Origin of the sequence: Lactovum miscens (assembly GCF_014202895.1) — a bacterium.
GTDB lineage: Bacteria > Bacillota > Bacilli > Lactobacillales > Streptococcaceae > Lactovum > Lactovum miscens.
This window is the reverse complement of the sequence record NZ_JACHHV010000003.1, coordinates 78804-96551: the sequence shown is the minus strand read 5'-3', so window position 1 is coordinate 96551 and position 17748 is coordinate 78804. Positions and strand designations below refer to the sequence as shown.

The 17748-nt window shown below is 37.7% G+C and carries 14 protein-coding genes; all 14 read right to left on the bottom strand.

The features are described 5' to 3' along the window. Positions 1–170 precede the first annotated feature (170 nt). Complete coding sequence (gene rpsO, locus HNQ37_RS01665; protein ID WP_183538681.1) at positions 171–440, bottom strand: 30S ribosomal protein S15; 270 nt, start codon at positions 438–440, stop codon at positions 171–173. Positions 441–634: 194 nt separating this feature from the next. Beyond that, on the bottom strand, positions 635–2476 hold the full coding sequence (pknB, locus tag HNQ37_RS01660; protein ID WP_183538679.1) for a Stk1 family PASTA domain-containing Ser/Thr kinase: 1842 nt from the start codon (positions 2474–2476) through the stop codon (positions 635–637). Beyond that, a complete protein-coding gene (locus tag HNQ37_RS01655) occupies positions 2473–3222 on the bottom strand; it encodes a Stp1/IreP family PP2C-type Ser/Thr phosphatase (RefSeq protein WP_183538677.1) in 750 nt (249 codons plus the stop codon). The genes pknB and HNQ37_RS01655 overlap by 4 nt, the downstream gene beginning before the upstream one ends. A 13-nt stretch (positions 3223–3235) precedes the next feature. Beyond that, entirely contained in the window at positions 3236–4567 is a 1332-nt protein-coding gene (rsmB, locus tag HNQ37_RS01650; protein ID WP_221288986.1) for a 16S rRNA (cytosine(967)-C(5))-methyltransferase RsmB, read from the bottom strand. Then, a complete protein-coding gene (gene fmt, locus HNQ37_RS01645) occupies positions 4557–5495 on the bottom strand; it encodes a methionyl-tRNA formyltransferase (RefSeq protein ID WP_183538674.1) in 939 nt (312 codons plus the stop codon). The genes rsmB and fmt overlap by 11 nt, the downstream gene beginning before the upstream one ends. 542 nt (positions 5496–6037) lie before the next feature. Beyond that, entirely contained in the window at positions 6038–6394 is a 357-nt protein-coding gene (locus HNQ37_RS01640; protein ID WP_183538672.1) for a hypothetical protein, read from the bottom strand. Between the two features lie 315 nt (positions 6395–6709). After that, positions 6710–7180 carry a VOC family protein gene (locus HNQ37_RS01635; protein WP_183538670.1) on the bottom strand — a complete coding sequence of 157 codons (471 nt, stop codon included), beginning with the start codon at positions 7178–7180 and terminating at the stop codon, positions 6710–6712. Positions 7181–7597: 417 nt separating this feature from the next. Continuing rightward, positions 7598–9961, bottom strand: coding sequence for a primosomal protein N' (gene priA / locus HNQ37_RS01630; RefSeq protein WP_183538668.1), 2364 nt, complete (start codon positions 9959–9961; stop codon positions 7598–7600). Positions 9962–10044: 83 nt separating this feature from the next. Then, entirely contained in the window at positions 10045–11724 is a 1680-nt protein-coding gene (cshA, locus tag HNQ37_RS01625; protein WP_183538666.1) for a degradosome RNA helicase CshA, read from the bottom strand. Positions 11725–12033: 309 nt separating this feature from the next. After that, entirely contained in the window at positions 12034–13593 is a 1560-nt protein-coding gene (locus HNQ37_RS01620; protein WP_183538664.1) for a peptide chain release factor 3, read from the bottom strand. Positions 13594–13695: 102 nt separating this feature from the next. After that, positions 13696–14637 (bottom strand): ABC transporter ATP-binding protein, encoded by a 942-nt coding sequence (locus HNQ37_RS01615; RefSeq protein ID WP_183538661.1) that lies wholly within the window; start codon positions 14635–14637, stop codon positions 13696–13698. After that, a complete protein-coding gene (locus HNQ37_RS01610) occupies positions 14637–15725 on the bottom strand; it encodes an ABC transporter ATP-binding protein (RefSeq protein ID WP_183538692.1) in 1089 nt (362 codons plus the stop codon). Before HNQ37_RS01610 ends, HNQ37_RS01615 begins: the two co-directional genes overlap by 1 nt. A 2-nt stretch (positions 15726–15727) precedes the next feature. Next, a complete protein-coding gene (locus HNQ37_RS01605; RefSeq protein ID WP_183538659.1) occupies positions 15728–16762 on the bottom strand; it encodes an ABC transporter permease in 1035 nt (344 codons plus the stop codon). 10 nt (positions 16763–16772) lie between these two features. Next, a complete protein-coding gene (locus tag HNQ37_RS01600) occupies positions 16773–17699 on the bottom strand; it encodes an ABC transporter permease (protein WP_183538657.1) in 927 nt (308 codons plus the stop codon). Positions 17700–17748 lie beyond the last annotated feature (49 nt).

Here is a 17748-nt window from a genome sequence, read left to right as displayed (position 1 = left end):
AAACTCAATTTTAAAGGTTCTTTTTCTTTTTGTCCTTTTTCTGAAATCAAAAAGCGATCGCTCTTTTGAGCTACCGCCAATTATTTTACACTTATTGAAATATTTTTAAATTTAAAGCATATTTGGTTTTTTAAATAAAAAAACCTCTGAATAGAGGTTCCTACTTTCAATTAACGACGAAGACCAAGCTTTGCAATCAATTCACGGTAACGAGCAATATCCTTATTGCGAAGATATGCAAGCAAGTTACGGCGACGACCAATCTTCTTCATAAGTCCACGATAAGTTGCGTGATCTTTTTTATGAATTTTAATGTGGTCATTCAAGTGATTGATTTCCCACGTGAGTACAGCTACTTGAACTTCGGGTGAACCAGTATCACCTTCTTTACGGGCGTATTCAGCGATGATTTCATTTTTTTTCTCTTTTGAGATTGCCATTTTAGTTTCTCCTTACTATTTATTGCCTAAACTGAGTAGAACGTTGGCAGCGTAAAACCAAGATCAGGTTGTAAAAACTACTTTGATAGTTTAACATAGTATCCCAAAATTTACAAGAAATACTCTCTAATATTAGCGGACATCCATTAAAGACCACCCGTTTAAGTGGTAATTGTGTAAAGATTGAAAGTTTTTCAATTTGAACCTGAACTAGATGAACTAGTTGAATGAGATGAGCTTGATTGATTTGATGAACTACTTGGTTGTACAGGAGCAATGTATTGATAGTAACTTAGAGCAATAAGCGTCGTTGGGTCAACTATTGAATTAGTGGCCAAACTTGCTGAATAGACTTGATTATCTTTTGTGGAGTCCTGAGTTGTCGTTGGGTTATTAATTGTTACATTAGTAAATCCTGATGCAGCTAATTTAGCCTGAGCATCACTTAAAGACAATCCTACAACATTAGGCATAGTAACTTTAGCAGCTCCGGAAGAAACATGGAGAGTAATTGCCGAATTCTTTGCAATGCTTGACCCAGCAGCTGGATCTGTCGAAATCACATTCCCAGAATCAACTTTATCACTGTTATCATTAACTACTTTGATGTTTGTAAAACCTGCAGACTTCAATAAATTCTCTGCAGTTGCCTGACTTTGATTGGTCACGTCTGGCACGGAAATATTTCCGACTCCCTTTGAGACATAGAGATCTACCTTACTATTTCTAGAAACCGAGCTATCCCCATTAGGATCTGTCTTGATTACCAGACCCGATGCGACTGAGTCAGAATTTTCTTCATGAACTTGACCTATTTTAAGTCCGGCTGCCTCAATACTATTCTGAGCTGACACCTGACTTTGCCCTGCCACACTCGGTACCAACACTGTGTTCGAGCCTGAATTAAGCAGAGCATACGTTAGTGCACCTCCAGCAGCTAACGCTAAAAATACTAATACAATTGCAATGACTAATCCAAATCGTTTTTTCTTTGGTTCGCTCGCATTTTGAGAAACGACTTCTGTTTTGTTTGGACGGTTTGGGCGACCTATCGGCTTATTGTTAGTCTTTGGCCGAGCTTCTGCTACTGGCTTTGATGAATTACTAACTTGACGAATAAGCTCTTGTGTATCAGAAATCATGACTGGTTGTCTAGTAACTGAGCCAATATCATCTTTTGGAAGAATAATCTTTTTCTCGCCACGTCGATCAAGTGAAAGTGAGTTCTCAAGATCTGACATCATTTCGATAGCAGAAACATAACGATACTTGATATTTTTTGCAGTTGCACGAATCACAACGTTCTCAAGAGCTTGTGGTACTTGATTATTTTGATTAATAATCGAAGGTAATTGTTCCTGAAAATGTTTCAAGGCAATTGAAACCGCAGAGTCTCCATCATATGGCACACGGCCAGTCAACATTTCATAGAGAATGATACCTATGGCATAAATGTCTGATTGAATAGTAGCATTTGCCCCACGAGCCTGTTCGGGAGACAAGTAATGAACAGAACCAAACATTGAATTTGTCTGAGTTAATGAAGTTTCACCTAAAGCTTTAGCAATTCCAAAATCGGTAACTTTCACTTCATCTGTCGTTGAAATCAAAATATTTTGAGGTTTGATATCTCGATGAATAATTCCACGATTATGTGCGACGGCCATAGCTGATAGAACACCTGAAGCTTTTTCCACCGCGTCAGAATTACCTAAAGGTGCATTTCGCTTTATATATTGCTTAAGTGTGATGCCTTCAACATATTCCATAACAATAAATTGTTGGCCTTCATAATCACCAACGTCTAAAATGCCGACAATATTAGGGTGAGCTAATTCTGACATAGCATATGCTTCTCGCTGAAAACGCGCAATCGCCAGTGCATCATTTTCAAAATTAGGCCGCAAAACTTTAACCGCTACTGAACGGTTATCAAGAAAATTATCGGTAGCAAGATAAACATTGGCCATGCCACCACGACCTATTTCTCTAATTATTTGATATCGATCCGCAAAAAGGCGGCCTACTTGTATCATCGCAGATCACCTCCGTCGAATTTTATCAGTATAACTGTGATATTATCGAGTCCACCATTTACATTTGCTTGGTCAATCAAATTACTAGCTTTACGAGAAAGTTCATCCCCTGAATTAATAATTTCAAGAATTTCTTCACTTGTTAGCATATTTGTTAAGCCGTCAGAATTAATGAGCAAATAATCCCCCGTTGCATAGGTGAAACTTTCGGTATCTGGAATTGCTTCTTTATTTTGTCCGAGGCTTCGAGTAATAATATTTTTTTGAGGATGAGTTTGAGCTTCTTCAGCACTGATTTGACCGGCCTCTAAAAGTTCCTGAACAAGAGAATGATCGCGAGTCAAAGGAACAATTTGATGATTACGAATTAAAAAACTTTTGGAATCACCAATGTGTCCCAGAATGACATGCCCTCTTCCAATAAAAAGCATCTCAAGGGTCGTTCCCATCCCCTTATAATCATCAAGCTTTCCAAGATTAGAGATATTTTCGTTTTCGACCAAGACTTGACGACGCATCCACGCTTCAACTATTTCAATCTCAACATTCCCTTCGAAAGCTGTTTGTTCCCAAACGGCGCCGATATCCTCCACAGCTAGTTTAGAAGCCACATCACCTGAACGATGTCCTCCCATGCCATCAGCTAATAAAAAAAGTCGCTCGCCTTTTTGATTTAAAAATGTGCCAGCATAATCTTGATTTGATTTACGACGTGCACCAATATCTGAGAGAATTTGATATTCCATTTGTTCTAAATACTTATTTCTTTCTTAATTTTCCTATGAAAAAGCCATCTGTATGATATTGCTCAGGTGTTATCAAAATGCAACCATCTTTCACGATATCAGACTTTTCATGTTTAATTTCAACTTGTTCAAAATCTGGGTGACTGACAAGAAATTTTTGAATGACTTCAAAATTTTCCTCATTAGCCAAAGTACAGGTACTGTAGACCATTATACCATTTTTCTTTAGGCTTTCTGCACATGATGACAAAATAGAAAGTTGGATTTCTTGAAGGTTTGCGAAATCCCCTGCACCCTTACGGTAACGAATGTCTGGCTTCCGACGCATCAATCCAAGGCCTGAGCAAGGCGCATCTACCAATATTTTATCAAATGTTTCTGCTGAGTACTTATCAGATACTTTTCTTGAGTCAAGCTTGACAGGTTCTATCTTATCTAAAACATGTAGACGTTTGGCGTTATGCTGTATTAGCCGAAGTTTATGGTCATAGACATCAGCTGCAATTACACGACCATTACCCGTTAGATACGACGCAATATGACAGGTTTTGCCACCAGGAGCCGCGCAGGCATCAAGTACCAAGTCGTCAGCCCCGGCATCCAAAACCTGAGCCACTAGTTGACTACTTTCATCTTGAATTGTGATTTTTCCTTCTCGAAAATCCTTTGTTGATGCAAAATTACCTGATTTTGCAACAAGACCAACTGGTGAAAGTTCTGATGGAATACAATCCTGAAGAGTCACAGAATTTCTGGCTTGTGGATCAATGACTCGCAAACCCACATGACTTGGTTCATTGATACTTTCAAAAATCTTAACAGCTTTCTCTTTACCATATTGGCCAATCAACTTTTGAACAATAAAATCAGGGATTGAATATTTTGTTCCAAAATCTTTTGGGGGGTTCTCTTCAATTTTTGCACGACTAAAATTCCGAAGAACTGCATTAACAAAATTAGCTGTTGTTTGTCCACCTTGTTGTTTTGCCAGCTTTACAGCCTCATCTACTGCAGCTGAGGTTGGAACTCTATCCATAAAGATAATTTGATAAATCGTCAACTGCAAAAGGAGTTTTACCCAAGCTTTAGTCTTTCCATGAAAGAATTCATCCAAGTAGTGTTCAAGTAAAAGTTTTCTGCTAATCGTTCCATAAACTAGAGCAGTCACAAAATTTCGGTCAACCTCTGATAATTGAGATTCTTCCAAAAGATTGTCCAGAGCAATATTTGCATAGGCATCTTTGACAAAGACTTCAGTCAATACCTCGAGTGCAATACGTCTTGCATTGAATTGTAAATGTGGATTTTCTATTTTTTCTTCTAAATTACTTATGTTATTTGCCAAATTTATCACCTACTTTAAGTTCCCGGCCCACGCCATTAAGATAGTCTATCACAGACATCTGAGTTTTTCCAAAAGGCTGAACTTTTTTGAGTTCAAGTAATCCTTTTCCAGTTCCGATTTTTACGGATGTCTTTGTCTTATCTACTAGTTCACCAGGCGCTCCTTTTCCTTCTACTACACTGGCATCATAAATTTTAAAACGTTGACCATTGAGCAGAGTGTACGCACCAGGTGCAGGAGCCAGTCCACGAACCAGATTTAAAATTTCAGTCGCTGATTTCGTCCAGTCAATAATCTCCTCTTCTGGCGCAATATTGGGTGTGATGACAACTTGATTTTCATCTTGGACTTCGGGAATCAAGTCACCAGACAGATAGTTTGGCAAAACTTCAAGAAGCAAATCACGTCCAACTATTGCAAGCTTTTCAAACATACTTCCTGCATTATCATTATCTAAAACAGGTATAGACTTTTGCCCCAACATTCGTCCCGCATCCATCGCCTTAACCATTTCAATAATTGTCACACCAATTTCTTTATGACCAGCCATAATTGCTCGCTGAATAGGTGCTCCCCCACGGCCCCACGGCAATAGAGAGCCATGCACATTAACTGCAAATTTCACAGAATCCAATAGTTTACTAGGTAGAAATTGTCCAAAAGCAGCTGTCACGATTCCTTCAGCACCCAATCTCATCATTTCGGTCATTTCTTCTGATCTTGAAAGTTTCTCAGGTTGATAAACTGGAATTTCATATTTAAGAGCTAATTCTTTAACGGGAGTTGAAGTTAAAATTTGTTTACGTCCAATCTTACGGTCAGGTTGAGTGCAGACTGCCAGAACCTCATAACGCCCGTCAGTCAATAAACCTGCTAGAACTGTTGCAGAAAAATCAATTGTTCCCATAAAAATAATTTTTATTGTCATGGGCTAATTATACAGAAATAATCAATAAAACAATATATAAGAAATCTGAAACTATATGAAATATTAAAAAAAGTCCAATCATGCGCTTTTATAGTTTTTTTAAATAGTAAAAAAAAATTCTAGGAATAACCTCAACTTCAACTTAATAATACTTGATGACATACCAGTAATCCAATTTATAATTTTTGATGAAGCTAATCTGGCAAATCTCTTATAAGTATAGATAGAAAAACATGCAAAAAAGTTGCTTTGCAATTCTTCAAGTAACTTATAAAGTGTAAAATTCATGCTTAGATAAAAATCATTAATTTCTCACTTGGTCAATATAATGTTGGTCTTTCCCAAACTCATAAAAATACTTTAAAATTTGTTTAACAAATAAATTTATTTTAAGAACAACATTTCTTTTAGCCACGTTTTTTTCAATTCGATGTGGTCTGAAAATCATTTTTCAGCTCTTTCTCGATTTATGTTGTCATTTTATCTCACATTTATACTTCCGTTTTTATCTAAAATAGAGTTTCATTTGCAAGGTTAAAACTCTATAATAATGTGAAATCTCGGTGAAATGCTTTTTCAGAACAAAACTGGTAAGTTCCCCCCCTTCTGTAAAGATAATCTCCAATGGAGGCTTTTAAATTTCCACCAAAAAAACTTCCATTTGAATCACTAGCATTAAGCATTAGAAAATGACGGGGCCGTTTTCTCTCAACTAACTTATTGATTTTCTTTATATTTTCTTCTTTCATGAAAAAAGTTGCTAACAGTGGAAGCCCTCCCATTTCATCATCCCAAAAAACTTTATGTGTTTCAAACGCTTCCTTGACCCAAGCATCAGTCACTATTTCATCTGTAATCTTCCAAATTTCAACTATATCATTTCCTAGTTTTGCCCTCATTCTTGTACTCAATTTCTCATTATTTAAAATAATGTTTACAAAATTTGTTATGAACCAAAATTTCTTGCTTCCTATAAAACTCTTTGGCTATTTTATCGCCTTTTAGTTAACCTACATCATATCCAATGCAACCTACCACTTAAATGATTATAGACTTACTATAATTTGATAAAATGTCCTACATGCAAAGAACTCTATTAAAATTACAGTAAATAAAGCAATCCGAAGAAAAAACATTGATTTTAAAAGTAAATTAGGTGGCATTTTTGTTTAAAAAATAAAATTAATAAGAGAGCAATTAAAGCACGATCTCTATTATTTGGCATTTTCTATATCAGATATGATAATTTTTTGTTGCTGCATCATAACTTGTATTGCCTTGTTACCTCCATTAGCTAGCAGTTCTCCCATATTATGAGGTAAGATTTGCCAAGTCATCCCAAACTGATCCTTACACCAACCACATTGTTCTAACTCAGTAAAATAGCTCAGCTTTTCCCAATAATAGTCTATTTCAGATTGATCCTTACAATCAATTGTGAAACTAATCGCTTCATTCATTTTGAAGACTGGTCCTCCATCCAAGCATCTAAATTTCACCCCGTCCAGTACAAACTCTCCGGAAATAACTTTGCCAGCCTTCCCAACAAAATGTTCATTCAAGGATTCATCCGGATAACGTTCGATATGAGTGATCTCTGAATTTGGAAATACAGAAAGATAATAATTCATAGCTTGTTCAGCACATTCGTCAAACCAGAGGCAAGGAATAATTTTTGTAATCATAATTGAATCTCCTATAATGTCTATTTGTTAAAAATGAGAGAGTTTCCTCTGTTAATGCAATTAAATCTCCCAATAATTTTATGTTTTCTGAAAACTTCATCATCAATGATATAAAAAGTGATGGAAGCTTATAATAAACAGTGTACAGCCAAACATTCCATAGTTCCATTTATATTATAATTGTGGAATGCATCCAGATATTTAATGTAATTGCTTGCTAGACTGGAAGACAATATCTTTTTAAAAAAAGCACATCAATTTAAATTTTCTTATTACCAAAATTGTTCCAATCTAAATAGTAAAAAACAGGTAATCGAGAAAAAAACGAAAATCATCAATCAGAAAATCTTATATTCGAAATTTCACATTTCTCAAAACTTTTGCTCATATTCCAATTTTCACCTTTAATAATTATGTTTATACAAAGTTCATCGGGTCAAAATCTATAATTACTCGCAAATCCCTATTTTCAACTAATTGAGTCCAATCTAGTAGTTGATTTAGTGTATCTTCCAATCGTTCTTCAAAACGGAATCTAACTATGATCTGATAATGATAAAGCTGATGAGTTCGTGCGACTGGCTGAGCCAGGGGACCAAGTATCTTAGCTTTCTCGGTCAAATTTCTTTGTAACATTGTTGCAATTTCATACGACCTTTTGACTACCTCTTCCTCTTCTTTATGAGAGACAACAATTAAGACCGTGTACCAATAGGGCGGGTAGGCCAAAGCTCGTCTAAAATTCATTTCAGTGGCATAAAAAGCTTCATAGTCTTGGCGTTGTGATAATTGTATCGCATAATGTTCAGGATTAAAGGTTTGAATTAGAACCTCCCCGTGCTTTTCAGCACGACCAGACCGTCCTGCCACCTGCGTTAATAACTGGAAGGTACGCTCAGAAGATCGAAAATCAGGCAAATTTAAGCTTGTATCGGCATTGATAACTCCAACCAATGTAACATTTGGAAAATCGAGGCCTTTTGCAATCATCTGTGTTCCCAAAAGAATATCTGCTTTCCCGTTTCCAAAAGCTTTAAGTATCTTTTCATGTGCACCTTTTCTTGAGGTAGTATCCACATCCATACGCAAAATTTTTACATCTGGCAGTAAATTATTCAGTTCTTCTTCAATTTTTTGAGTGCCAGAACCATAATAACCAATTTTTCTTGATTGACAGTTCGGGCAGACCTGAGGAATTACTTCACGATGTCCACAATAGTGGCAATTTAGAGTTCTTGTATCCATGTGTAAGGTTAAAGCAACATCACAGTTGGGACACTTTACAACAAAACCACAATCTCGACACATCACAAAGCTACTATAGCCCCGGCGATTTAATAAAAGAACAATTTGTTCATGTTTTATTAATTTTTCAGAAATTTTTTCTAATAGTGCATGTGAGAAATTAGCAGATTGATCGCTCAAATTTTGCCGCATATCAATAATTTTAATTTCTGCAAGTTGAGCTTTCGGGTTAGCCCGATGTTCAAGCTTCAAAAGTTGATAGATTCCTCGCTCAGCACGTGCCCTGCTTTCAAGACTTGGTGTTGCAGAACCTAGGATCACTTTAGCATGATGAAATTTTCCTCGCCAGAGTACAATATCTTTCGCTTGATAACGAGGATTTGATTCTTGTTTGTACGATCCATCATGTTCTTCATCCATAATGATTACGCCAATGTTTTGTAATGGTGCAAAAATTGCTGAACGAGTACCTACTACAATCTTTGCTTCTCCAGATTTTACCCGACGCCACTCATCGTAACGTTCACCTTCGGATAACCGAGAATGTAAAAGTGCAACTTTTTCTCCAAAGCGTGCAATAAAACGTTTAGCAATCTGGGAAGTTAAAGATATTTCTGGAACTAGCACAATTGATGTCTTTCCAATTTTCAAAGCTTCAGCAATAATCTGTAAATAGATTTCTGTTTTCCCCGAGCCTGTTACCCCTTCAAGAAGAAAAGTTTTTTCTGAATCGGCTCGTAAAATTTGATTAAAAGCTTCCTGTTGCTCGTTATTCAATGACTTGGCACGGTCTGAAGAAATATCAGAAAAGAAATTGGTTGTTCTTGATACTTCAACTTCTTCAATTTTGATTAGTCCATTCTCAGCAAATAAATTAACAATTGGTCGTGAGGCCATGGCTACGGCTTCAGCAAATGGAAGCTTTTTATCTGTTTCTAATAGAATTTTACGAAACTCAATTCTTTTCTTAGAACTCTTAGTAGGCTCATAAACTTCTAAGGCTTCCCAATTCGGAACAACAAACTTTTCTGTCTTACGATGTTCTTTAGATTCTGCAACATATGTTATTGCTCCATTTCCAGAATGAAAATCTTTCATAGCAATCAACTGTTCTTTTGTATTTAAGGTCGACCAGCGTATACTCTCACCATTTTCCTTGGTTAAAAGTTTATCATATTTTGAATTTAAAAGATTTGGTAACATTGCTTTAAAAATCGAAATTTTGTAAGAAAAAACCTTGTGTCGCATTTCGTCAGCCAAAGCTAATTGTTCCTCAGACAAAACAGCTTCAACATCGAGTAATTCTGAAATTTCTTTTAATTCATTCAAATTTTGAGAATAGTCATCTGCCTCAGCTAAAGAATTAATCACTCTTGTAACAATTCCCTGAACCAGTCGACCTCCTCGACCAAATGGAACATGAACTCGCATGCCAGGCGAAATCATGTCCGAAAATTCAGAAGGAACCAGATACGAAAAGGGCTTATCTGTCTGCAACAATGGGACATCCACAATAACTTCAGCAATTCTTGTCATGGTCTTATTATAGCAAAAATTACTATTTCAATTTTTTATATAATATAAAAAGATCGTCCCATTAGGTACGATCTTTATAAAAGTTAAGCTTCACGTTCTCTCATTACAAAGCCTGATTTTCCACCAGGTTGTTTAATTTTGTTGTTAGGCTTTTTACTAAAATCACGCTTGCCTTCATTCTTTTTGTCAACACTGTAGCCACGATCCTTGCGATCACTCTTGCCTCGATATCCATCACGATGTTCTTCATCATGACCACGACGTTCATCACGATTATATCCACCACGTGATCCTGATCCTCCGGCTTCATGGCGTTCACGATTATCACTTCTGCCACCACGATCACCATCACGACGATTACGGTTTCCATGGGGACCACTTTTTCCACCTCGATTGCCAGATTTAAAGGAACGATCTCCACCATTAGCAGGCAATGGTTTCTCAGGTGCAATGTCTACCTTTTCCATGGTATCTGGATCGTTTACGCGTCCCCGTAAGAGAAGGGCAACCAACTCATGCGCACTAAACTCTTCAAGAAGTGTATCTACATCTGATGAGAACTTCTTCAACTTGCCTTGAAAATCATTATCTGTCAAATCACGTTTCACAGAATTCTTTGCATCTACCAAGCTAGAAGCATATGCTTCCTCTTTTGTAGGTGGTTTCATCCCTGTCATCTCGTGCTTCGTCAGATTTTCAATAGCACGGAGATAGCCCATTTCGTTATAAGACACAAATGTAATTGAAATTCCTGACTTACCAGCACGACCAGTACGACCGATACGATGAACATAGCTTTCTTGATCTTGAGTAATATCGTAATTAAAAATATGTGTGACACCTGAAATATCAAGGCCACGAGCAGCAACATCTGTTGCCACAAGAATGTCAAGATGTCCAGCTTTAAAATCACGTAAAACGCTCATACGTTTGTTTTGGTCTAAGTCGCCATGAATACCTTCAGCACGGTAACCACGAATTTTCAAGCCACGTGTCAATTGATCAACACGACGCTTTGTTCGACCAAAAATAATCGCCAATTCAGGTTTTTGTACGTCAATCAAACGACAGAGAACATCAAATTTTTCAAATTCTTTCGTCTTGATGTAAAATTGTTCAATATTATCGGCCGTCAATTCAGAAGTTTTAACTTTAACTTCTTTTGGTTGATGCATGAACTTCACGCCAATCTTACGAATAGCATCTGGCATTGTAGCTGAAAAGAGCAAAGTTTGACGAGATTCAGAAGGAGTTGAACCAATAATGTATTCAATATCTGGTAAGAAACCCATATCAAGCATGTTGTCTGCCTCATCAAGGATCAAAGTCTTGACAGTTTCAAGGCGCAATGCCTTTCGCTTCATTAAGTCAACGATACGACCAGGTGTTCCAACAACGATTTGTGCACCAGCCTTAAGATCACGAATTTGACGTTCAATAGATGAACCACCATAGACGATACGCACTTTCAAATGCTTAGATTTACCAAACCTAAAAATCTCTTCTTGATTTTGCATGGCTAATTCACGAGTCGGAGCAATTATTAATGCCTGGAGACCAGCTTCTGGGTCAATTTTTTCAATGGTTGGAAGACCAAAAGCAGCTGTTTTTCCAGTGCCAGTTTGTGCAAGTCCAATTACATCATGTCCTTGAAGTACGAGTGGAATTGTTTCTGCTTGAATAGCAGTTGGCTCAACATAGCCAATTTCAGTGAGGGTTTTGACGATCTCTTCCGAGAGCCCAAGTTCTTTAAATGTTGTCAATTTGTGTTCCTTTGCAAGAAAAAACTCTTGCACTTTCTATATTTTTGAAATAGTTTGCTCGAAAGCTCACTACAGATATAGAACGCACAAAAAGCCTTAAAAAGTTACAATTTCAAAAAATTCATTTCAAATTAAATCTAATAAATTAATCGGCAGCGCTCGAGAGCCTGCTAAAAAGCTTTTCACTTGTTCCATTACAAAAACGGAGAGTTCCTCCCCGCTTGAAGTATCTACATTATAACATACTTTTTCTGAAAATTTTCTAAATAGTTCTGAAACTTACATATTTTCTTTTTAAGGCTCATTTCTTTATACATTGAATTCAGTAAAGAGCCTAACATCCGGGTACTTATCTATAAACCAACGCATTGCAAAATCATTTTCAAATAAGAAAAGAGGGTGATCAAATCTGTCACGAGCTAGAATGTTACGTGAGCTTGACATTTTTTCATCAAGTTCTGCTGGATTAATCCAACGTACTGTCTTATTCCCTAGAGGTGTCATAATGATCTCTGCGTTGTATTCACGCTCCATGCGGTCTTTAAATACTTCAAATTGCAGTTGGCCAACTGCACCGAGCAATATTTCATTCGTCGTGTAAGTGCGGTAAAGTTGAACCGCTCCTTCTTGTACCAATTGCTCAATTCCTTTTTGGAATGATTTTTGCTTCATGACGTTTCTTGCAGAAACCTTTACAAAAATTTCTGGAGTGAAGGTCGGCAAGGGTTCAAAAGCTGTTTTCAATTTTCCAGTTGCAAGCGTATCGCCAACTTGGTAAGTTCCAGTATCATAGACACCAATAATATCTCCGGCTACAGCATTTTGAACATTTTCACGGGTATCAGCCATGAATTGAGTAACATTCGATAGTTTAACCTGTTTTCCTGTACGAAGTAAGTTCACGCTCATACCGCGTTCAAATTTTCCTGAAACGATTCTTACAAAAGCGATACGATCACGATGTTTCGGATCCATATTTGCTTGGATTTTGAAAACAAAACCAGAGAAATCTGGATTCATTGGATCAATCTCAACATCATCAATCGTCTTGTGTTTTCCCGGTTCTGGAGCAAACTTCAAAAAAGTTTCAAGGAAAGTTTGAACACCAAAGCTTGTCAGAGCAGACCCAAAGAAAACTGGAGTGAGTTCTCCCGCTAAAACTGCTTTTTTATCAAATTCATTTCCTGCATCTCTAAGTAGTTCTGCATCTTCAACCGCTTGTTCGTAAAAGGGATTTTTTGAAAGAGTGTGACCACCAACTTCTGAGAATGGAACATACCGCTCACCATCTGCTGGTTGATAAACTTCAATACGCTCATTATCAAAATCGTAAAGGCCTTGAAAGTTCTTTCCCATACCAATCGGCCAGTTCATTGGTACTGAAGAAATCCCCAGAATATCTTCTAGCTCTGAAAGTAAATCCAAAGGTTCAAGCCCATCGCGGTCAAGTTTATTAATAAAAGTAAAGACTGGGATATGGCGATGCTTCACTACTTGAAAGAGTTTCTTAGTCTGGGTTTCAATACCTTTCGCAGAATCAATAACCATTACAGCTGCATCAACTGCCATAAGTGTACGGTAAGTGTCTTCAGAAAAATCCTCATGCCCTGGCGTATCCAAGATATTAACACGTTTTCCCGCATAATCGAACTGCATGACTGATGATGTGACTGAAATGCCCCGTTCTTTTTCAATGTCCATCCAATCAGATTTAGCAAAATTGCCACTTTTACGTGCCTTAACTGTTCCAGCTTCACGAATAGCACCACCAAATTTTAGCAATTGCTCAGTAATTGTTGTTTTTCCCGCATCCGGATGGCTAATAATTGCGAATGTACGGCGGATTTTTATTTCTTCTTGTAAACTCATAGAGTCAATTATAGCATATCACTTAGAGAATTTTAGCTTTTTATCTTATTCAAAAGTATATAATAAAGGCCGCATTAATGCGACCTTTATTGATTTAAAAATTTAAAGAGTAGTTGTTTTTTTATACTCTAAAGCTTCTGATTCAGTTGAGAAGACAAAATGATCAGATACGATTTCTCGCATCTCACGTACTTGCCCATCTTGCTCTATTTCCGGATTATAGACAATTGGTGTACGCTGGCGCTCAGAGATTGGATCTGGAGCTGGAATAGAACTTAAAAGAGACTTGGTATAAGGATGAATAGGATGGTTGTAAACTGCTTCTGAGTTGCCCACCTCCAAGATTTTCCCCCAATGCATAACACCAATACGGTCAGAAATATACTTCACCATTGACAAATCATGCGCAATGAATAGATAGGTTAGATTCTCTTTATCTTGGATATCTTTCAAGAGATTAACAACCTGAGCTTGGATTGACACATCCAAGGCTGAGATAGGCTCATCTGCCACGATAAATCTTGGTTTCATTGCCAATGCACGGGCAATACCAATACGTTGACGTTGTCCACCTGAGAACTCATGTGGATAACGTGTCATATGATCATCATTCAAACCAACTAGGCGAAGCAATTCAAGTACTCTTGCATCTCGTTCTTCTGGACTTGAAACCAGATGATTTACATCAAGCCCTTCGGCAATAATATCTTTAATTTTCATACGCCCATTAAGTGAAGCTTGTGGATCTTGAAAAATCATTTGCGCCTTAGAACGGAAATCCTTCAATTCTTGACCTTTGATCTTTTGAACATCTTTTCCATCAAAAAGAATTTCTCCAGACTCAATATCACGATCGTAAAGTTTTAGAATTGCACGACCAATTGTGGTCTTACCGGAACCTGACTCACCAACAAGGCCAAAAGTTTCACCCTCATGAATCTGAAAAGAAACGTTATTAATCGCCTTGTTCGCATTCTTGCGTCCTTTGTTAAATGTCAAATTTAAATTTTTAAGTTCAACGAGAACTTTTTCGGATGTTGCCATTAATAAACGCCTCCTTCCTTCATTACTGATTCAAAACCACCCGATTGCATTGCTTCCCATTTCGCCCAGCGAGCCTTGATATTATCAGACGGATCAACCTTGGGCGCACGAGGGTCTAGTAACCAAGTTTTTGCATAGTGAGTTGGGGAGACTTCAAAGAATGGAGGTTCCTCTTCTGAATCAATCTCCAGAGCATACTTATTTCTTGAAGCAAAAGCATCACCTTTTGGTGGAAAAAGTAAATCTGGAGGAGTACCAGGGATTGAAACTAAACGATCTGAAGCTGTCTCAACCGTAGGCATCGAATCCAAAAGTCCCCAAGTGTATGGGTGTTGTGGATTGTAAAAGACTTCTTCTACTGTCCCATACTCCACAATTTCTCCCGCATACATAACAGCTACCTTCTGGGCAAATCCAGCAACCACACCTAAATCGTGGGTAATGAAGATAATTGATGAATTAATCTCACGTTGCAATTCTGCCATCAGATGCATTATTTGAGCTTGAATTGTCACATCTAGAGCGGTTGTTGGCTCATCGGCAATAAGCAGTTCTGGATCTCCTGCCAAGGCAATTGCTATAACCGCACGTTGACGCATCCCTCCCGACCATTGATGAGGATAATCATTGATATGTATCTCTGGATCCGGGATTCCAACCATGACCATAAGTTCAAGGGCACGCTTTAAAGATTCCTTTCGGCCTACTTTTTTATGTTTACGAATCGGTTCAGCAATTTGATTTCCAATTTTCATCGTTGGATCAAGGGAAGTCATTGGGTCCTGAAAAATCATTGAAATTTCATTTCCACGCAAAGCTTGCCACTCTTTCTCAGTCTTTTTCAAAAGATCAGTTCCTTTGAAAAGGAGCTCTCCCTCTGGAATATTAGCATTTTTTGCATTCAAGCCCATCAAAGTCTTTGTTGTAACTGACTTCCCAGAACCTGATTCACCGACAATTGCAAGTGTTTCACCTTTTTTAAGGTCAAAACTGACACCACGAATCGCATTTACTTCACCGGCATAGGTGTGAAAATTAACGTGGAGATTTTTTACTTCTAGAATATTTTCTACATTATTTTCTGACATCATTAATCCTCCGAAGCTCTAGGGTCAAAGGCATCACGAAGTCCATCTCCAAAAAGGATGAAAGCAAGTGATAAGAGTGACAATACAACAGCTGGGATGGCCAACTGCCATGGATAAAATTGCAAGTTAGGCAAAGCATCATTAATTAAAGTTCCGAGTGAGGCCGTTGGGGCCTTTATCCCTAAACCAATGGCAGACAAAATCGCTTCATACATTATCTTGCTAGGAATGGACATCATAACATTAACAATGATAATACCAGAGATATTAGGTACCAAGTGCTTTATCATGATTTTAAAGGTTGATTCCCCCAAAGTTTGGGCAGCCAAGACAAAATCGCGACTCTTAAAGGTTAAGACTTGTGAGCGGACTTGACGTGCCATGCCTGTCCATGAGAACAGAGCCATTGCCAAAATTATTGGTAAAATTCCTTGCCCCAACAAGAGAGCAAGCATAGTTACAATGACAAGGTCAGGAATACAGCTTATTATTTCAATAATACGTTGCATTACCATATCCACTCGTCCACCAAACCAGCCTGAGATGAGACCATAAGCCACACCAATTACTAAGTCTAGAAAAGCAGCCGCAAAAGCAACAATCAAAGAGACTCTCAGTCCATAAATAACCCTAAGCGCCATTGATCGTCCAAATTGATCTGTACCTGCGATGTAAGTTGTTTTTTTGGGTACTCCTTGATCTTTATACATATCAATAGCTGATGATGCTCCTGGTTGTTGGAACACACCATTCCAGCCAGGAATACCAATGTTTCCAAGTTTAGGTGGCAAATTGCCATAAACAGTCGTTTTATTTGAGTCAAAGTTATTTGCCTTGTTTTGCGTTACGACAAAAGATGAGCCAATTGAAAACAAGAGAACGAGTATCAAGAAGATCATTGAGACAACTGCAACTTTATTTAGCCTCAACCGACGCCAGGCATCTTGTAAAAAGGACAAGGCTGGTTTTGAAATGTGTTCATTAGAATCAGAACCTTTTTCGCCAACGAGGACGAATTTTCTTTCAATATTTTCCATATTCTCCTCCTTAGTCCAACCGGACACGTGGGTCGACGATCGCAATAATAATATCGAAGATCAAAATGAAACCCATAAGCATAATTGCATAAATAATTGTTGTCGCCATGATAACAGGAAAGTCTTTGGCCGAGATAGCTGTGACAAATTGTTGACCAATACCTGGAATCGAGAATATATTTTCAATCAACATAGAACCTGTCAAAAGACCCGCAAACATTGGACCAATTAGAGTCAAAACTGGAATCAACGAATTACGTAAAGCATGTCCATAAACCACTTCATTGTCTGATAAACCTTTAGCACGAGCTAATTGAATATAATCAGAATTGAGTGATTCAACCATTTCTGCACGGACAAAACGAACTACGGTACCAATAACTCCAAAGGAAAGTGCAATAGCAGGCATCCATGATGTGGCACTAAACATCCCATCCCATCCAATAATCGGTAATAAATTTGTAGAATAACCAAAGATAAAAAGAAGGAACATTGCCATTACAAACGAGGGAACAGAAATTAACAATGTTGATATGAAGCCCAAAAATCCGTCCAAGAATCCATTACGATGCCGTGCTGAGCCAACACCCATCGGAATACCAATTACCAATCCAATAAGCATAGCCTGAAGCCCAAGCTCTGCTGAAACCGGAAGACGCTGCAGAATCATCGCTGCAACCGGCTGATTCTTTTGGCTAAATGAAGTTCCAAAGTCACCAGTAAAAAAATTCTTCAAATAAATAAAATATTGTTGGATAAGTGGTTTATCAAGGCCATAAGTATGTAATAATTGGGCCACTTGATCAGGTCCAAGTTTTGGATTGTTGAAAGGAGACCCAGGCATGACCTGCATCAAGAAGAAGGTGATGGTCATAATAATGAACAACGTCAAAATTAACCAGCCCAATCTTTTCAATATGTATTTACTAAATCGCATAAATTATTCTCCATCATGCCAAAAAGTGAGAGTGATGGGCTCTCACTTT